The sequence below is a fragment of the Trichlorobacter sp. genome, from assembly GCF_030247655.1.
Taxonomy (GTDB): Bacteria; Desulfobacterota; Desulfuromonadia; order Geobacterales; family Pseudopelobacteraceae; genus Trichlorobacter.
This window is the reverse complement of the sequence record NZ_JAOTRZ010000200.1, coordinates 1-5,482: the sequence shown is the minus strand read 5'-3', so window position 1 is coordinate 5,482 and position 5,482 is coordinate 1. Positions and strand designations below refer to the sequence as shown.

Annotated in this window: 5 protein-coding genes; 2 read left to right on the top strand and 3 right to left on the bottom strand. The window is 53.1% G+C overall.

Annotated features, from left to right (window positions below; translation table 11 throughout):
• Together OEL57_RS13660 and hcp are read right to left on the bottom strand one after the other, a co-directional pair.
• A partial coding sequence (locus OEL57_RS13660; protein ID WP_300741166.1) for a hypothetical protein occupies positions 1–494 on the bottom strand: 494 nt, incomplete at its 3' end.
• 233 nt (positions 495–727) lie between these two features.
• Positions 728–2,338, bottom strand: a complete 1,611-nt coding sequence (gene hcp, locus OEL57_RS13655) for a hydroxylamine reductase (protein WP_300741165.1) — start codon at positions 2,336–2,338, stop codon at positions 728–730.
• 210 nt (positions 2,339–2,548) lie between these two features.
• On the opposite strand from hcp, the gene gltX reads away from it, so the two are divergent.
• Entirely contained in the window at positions 2,549–3,949 is a 1,401-nt protein-coding gene (gene gltX, locus OEL57_RS13650; RefSeq protein WP_300741164.1) for a glutamate--tRNA ligase, read from the top strand.
• 39 nt (positions 3,950–3,988) lie between these two features.
• Complete coding sequence (locus tag OEL57_RS13645) at positions 3,989–5,257, top strand: hypothetical protein (protein ID WP_300741163.1); 1,269 nt, start codon at positions 3,989–3,991, stop codon at positions 5,255–5,257.
• Between the two features lie 87 nt (positions 5,258–5,344).
• Here the strand turns inward: OEL57_RS13645 and OEL57_RS17090 are convergent.
• The coding region (locus tag OEL57_RS17090; protein WP_414718526.1) for a tetratricopeptide repeat protein at positions 5,345–5,482 on the bottom strand (138 nt) is incomplete at its 5' end.

The following is a 5,482-nucleotide window of genomic DNA, read 5'->3' as shown; positions in this document are numbered from 1 at the left end:
TTAGTAACAGTATCAAGTCGAGGCCAGAATCCATTTATCCACGATCCAGCCAGATCATAACCGCCTGTTGCATGGAAATTAATGCTATGCACATTTGAAATATTTTCGACAAACGAAACATAAGAATTATCAAATGGGAGATTGATAGAGCGTGTAGCAATGGTATTATTACTACTATCAATGAAGTCAAACACCAAAGTATTGTAAGTTTGGCTGCCCATGTCGTAGTCATCCCACGGAAGCCCATTTAATCGCATTGAATTAAACACAAAAGCACCAGTAGAAAACGTTAATGAATGCGCTTGATTATACGTCTCCATATAAGGATCTCCACCTATTGAAGAACTATACCAAGGCCCGCCAAAAACAAATCCACCCTGAGCCGATCCTTCAATGCTCCCGCCACCAGCTACAAAATCAAAATTAATCGTCTGGGCAGATGCACCCAAAGCCATACTAAACACAAGAATCATTGCTACAATTAGTTTTTTCATCGCTACTACCTCCTTAAATTTCACATGCCACCCCGACTAAAGCACCAATTGTGCCAAATAAATACAATCAACAATTACTGATAGTTACACATAAAATAGTTTTACCACCCTCGACATTGTAAGGTTTTCTAACACTAAATTAGATACATGCCCCAAAAAGACAAAGGCGGGCAGCCGTTACCGACTGCCCGCCTTCAATAGCAAGCCACTATCATTAATTGATTATTACCAGGTTACCCCAAAATAGCCTTTAGATCCTCCTCAGCCGTAGTAATCGGCATGATGTTGAAGTTCTCCACCAGGAAGGCCAGCACGTTGGGGGTAATAAAGGCCGGCAGTGAAGGTCCCAGGCGGATATTCTTGATTCCCAGCGACAGCAGGGTCAACAGGATCACCACCGCCTTTTGCTCGTACCAGGACAGGATCATGGAGAGCGGCAGCTCGTTCACGCCGCATTCAAAGGCACCGGCCAGGGCCACTGCAATCTGGATGGCTGAGTAGGCATCATTACACTGACCAACATCCAGCAGACGGGGGATACCACCGATATCGCCGAACTCCAGCTTGTTAAAGCGGTACTTACCGCAGGCCAGGGTCAGAATCACGCTATCCTTGGGCACCTTTTCTGCAAACTCGGTGTAGTAGTTACGACCTGATTTGGCGCCATCACAACCACCCACCAGGAAGAAATGTTTGATATCGCCTGACTTTACCGCTGCAATCACCTTATCAGCCACACCCAGCACCGCAGCGTGACCAAAACCGGTCAGGATCTCCTGACCCGGATTTTCCGGCAGGGATGGACACTCCAGCGCCTTGTTGATCACCTCGGAGAAATCCCAGCCTTCAATATGCTTGACATCCGGCCACTGCACCAGTCCCCAGGTGTAGAGGCGATCCTTGTAGGAGTCAGCCGGACGCTGGATGCAGTTGGTATTGAAGATAATGGCACCGGGGAAGAGCGGAAACTCTTTGGCCTGGTCCTGCCATGCGCCACCGTAGTTGGCCACCAGGTGAGGATATTTTTTGAGGCCGGGATAGCCGTGGGCGGGCAGCATCTCGCCGTGGGTATAGATATTGATCCCTTTGCCTTCGGTCTGCTTAAGCAGCTCTTCCAGCATCTTCAGATCATGGCCGGTCACCAGAATGCCTTTGCCGGCTTTGGTGCCCAGATTCACCGCAGTTGGTACCGGTGCGCCGTAGGTCTCGTTATGGGCTGCATCCAGCAGGCCCATGGTGGTCAGGTTCTGCTTGCCACACTCCATACAGAGGCCAACAAAATCCATCAGCCCCAGGTTGGCGTCAGTGGTGGCAGCCAATGCCTTCTGGGTAAAGGCCATCACATCATCATTGCCACGCCCCAGAATCATGGCATGATCCATATAGGCTGACATCCCTTTCAGGCCGTACATCAGGATCTCGATGGTGGAACGGATATCTTCATTGATATGCTGGGTATTTATGCCGTGCTGCTCACCCTGGGCCACCATACCGGCCAGGTCGGCGGCAGGCTTCCAGTCAGCGACCGTGCCGGAGAGGGTGATCCCCTTGAGCGCACAGGCGGCCTTGGCCTTTTCCTTTAACTGATAGCAACGCTGAATCAGCTTGCCGATATCTGCCGGATCAAAATCAACGTTGGTAACGGTGCTAAAGAGACCTTCAATGGTAAAACGATCTATCTCGGCATCGCGGCCCAGCTTGTCAGCATACAGGGCCAGGGATTTCAGGCCGTACAGCAGGTGATCCTGCAGGGCTGCCACATCAGGCTTCTTGCCACAGACGCCGGAAATGTTACAGCCGGTTCCATTTGCTGCCTGCTCACATTGGTTACAGAACATACTCATTGTAGTATCCTCCTCTTGTAGGTGCATCCATCGCAGATGCGTTTTAGTCGATAATGTGCTATGAAGAGTACATCAGTCCTTTTAGAGAAAGCATGACCTTGGTCAAAAAATGTGCGTATCTTGCAGATACGTTCTGTAGTATCTTCACCAAACTATTTTCCGGCTGCCCAGATCAGCAGGCCGACATTCAATTTTCCAGGAGTTTCATCGATGTCTGAGTTACGTGTCCGTTTTGCCCCCTCCCCCACCGGTTATCTGCATGTCGGCGGTGCCCGTACCGCCCTGTTTAACTGGCTGTATGCCCGCCATTTTGGCGGCACCTTTATCCTGCGAATTGAGGACACCGACACCGAGCGTTCAACCCAGCAGTCTGTGGATGCTATTTTACAGGGGATGGAGTGGTTGGGGCTGGACTGTGATGAAGGGCCGTTCTTTCAGACCGATAATTTTCCGCTCTACAAGCAACATGTGCAGAAACTGCTGGATGAGGGCAAAGCCTACCGCTGCTGGTGCAGACCGGAAGAACTGGAAGCCAAACGTGAGGCCGCCATGGCAGAAGGGCGCAAGCCCAAATACGACGGCACCTGCCGTCGCCGCCAGGACCAGCCGTTGGACCAACCCCACGTAATCCGTTTCAAGGCCCCGCAAGAGGGAGAAACCGCCTTTGATGACCTGATCAAGGGGAGGATCGCCTTCCCCAATGCCGAGCTGGACGACCTGATCATCAGCCGTACCGACGGCACCCCCACCTACAACTTCTGCGTGGTGATTGACGATGCCCTGATGCGGATCTCCCACGTCATCCGTGGTGATGACCATGTCAACAACACCCCCCGCCAGATTCAGCTGTATGAAGCACTGGGCTATCCGGTGCCGATCTTTGCCCATGTGCCAATGATCCTGGGCAGCGACAAGGCTCGTCTCTCCAAGCGCCACGGTGCCACCAGTGTCATCGCCTACCGTGATATGGGCTACCTGCCGGAGGCGCTGAACAACTATCTGGTACGGCTGGGCTGGAGCAATGGGGATGATGAGATCTTCAGCCGTGAGGAGATGGTGCAGAAGTTTGATATCGCCAATGTGGGCCGTTCCCCCTCGGTCTTCAATCCTGAGAAACTAAACTGGCTGAACGCCCACTATATCAAGAGCGGTGATCCGGCTCGCCTGGCTGATCTGCTGCAGCCCCATCTGGCCAGCCGTGGGGTAACTGACACAGCAACACCTGACCTTGCCGGAGTCATCAGCACCCTGCAGGAACGGGCCCAGACTCTGGAAGAGATGGCTGACCGGGCGCTGTTCTACTATCAAGCCCCGCAAAACTACGACCAGGCAGCCCTGGCCAAGTTTGACAAACCGCATCTGGCAGCGGTCTTTACAGCAGTGGCAGCCAAACTGTCAGCTGCAGCAGTCACCACTGCCGCAGAGTGCGATGCCCTGTTCAAAGAAATCTGTACTGAAGGCGGCTGGAAGATGCCCCAGGTTGGTCAGCCGTTACGGATAGCACTTTCCGGCAGCACCCAGGCCCCTGGTATTGGTGAAATTGTCATGGCGTTAGGGGTAACAGAGGCAGTGGCCCGAATCGAGCGGGCCAAGGCAGCCCTAACCGACTAGGAGCCTGAAACATCTAACCCAGATACAAACAGGACACCCATGCAGATACTTGCCATCACTGACATACCGCGCATGACCGCCTTTTTTGAACGCCTGGTCCAGCAGCACCCTGACCTGGTGGTGGTTAATGAGATCCATCGCGGCATTGAGGAGCTTGAAAGCCGCAAACCTGAAGTGGTGATTATCCAGAACCACCTTTCCGGTCTCTCGGCTGATATTCTGCATAAGCACCTTAAATCCCGTTTAGGTCAGCACAAGGCGCGCTTTGGCCTGATCAGTACCTCAGCGGCATTGGATGTTGACACCTCTGCACAGTTTGAAACCATTCTGGACCCGGCTTTGGACGATACGCAGCTGGAGCAGGCTATCCAACGAATCCTGCAGCGCCAACCCCCGGCAAAAAAACAGGGAATTGCAGTTCTTAATCAGCCAGCTGCAAAGCCTGATGCCCCTGAACAGGAACCTGCTCTGCCGTCGCAGCCGGATCAGCCCCCGCTATCTAGCTCAGCTGCTGTTGGAGCAGATGAGGAACAACCGGCAACTCCGCTCACCTACGAAATGCCCCGCCGCACAGGTCTCTCGATTATTTCTGATTTCAGCAAGCAACTCGATACCAGATCTGACACCCTGCAACCAGAACCTGTAGCTGCACCGTTCAGCCACCGCGAACGTGAACTGCAGGTCAGGGATCTGCACCAGGAGCCGCATCTGATTGTTGATTTTGAAGAACCACAGCCCTGGTATCGGAAAACACCGTTTATACTGATCAGTGTCACGCTGGTTGTTGTAGTGGCCGTAAGTCTGTTCCAGCATCGTTCAAGCCGTACGACAACAGCTCCCAACACTGCTACAGAACCAAAAACAGCGACTGCAACGCCACCCCAGGCTGCCCCCTCTGCTACTCCTCAGCCAGAACTTAAACCGCCACCACTTGCCTCCCATGGCAACGGCCGTCTCCGCAGCCTGCCAACCTTTATTCCTAAAGATGGGTTGGATCCGGGCTATGGCAAAGACAATCCCGGCTGGGAAAACTATCGCGGTCAGACCAATGAATACCGTATTTTCCGCGAAAAGGATGGTGCCATCAAGGCGATTCAGGTCATCGACCGCAGTGGCGCCGGCATCCAGGAATCTTTTTACACCACCATCCTTAAAGAGCTGGCCGGTGCGACGGTCATGCGCCCCACCTCTTCTGAGATCAAGGAAGGCTATGAGATCCGCCGTGGTGATCTGGCCGGCCTGCAGCTGGTACAGTACCGGGATGCCCAGGGTGGCAGGATGCGGGGATTTGTGATTACCTGGCCCTAAGGAAGAGTACCACTTCTAAAAGCACAAGAACGGGCGCCCAAATCAGGACGCCCGTTCTTGTGTTAAGCAGACAGCGACAGTATCGTTCTATTTTGCCGGAAGCTTCAGATAACACTCCGCCCGATTCAAGGTAGCTTCAGGCAGCAGTGCCGATGAGGGATAGCGACTGATAAACTGGTCAAACAACGCAATGGCTGCTTCACAATCACCCTTTTTATAGGCTTC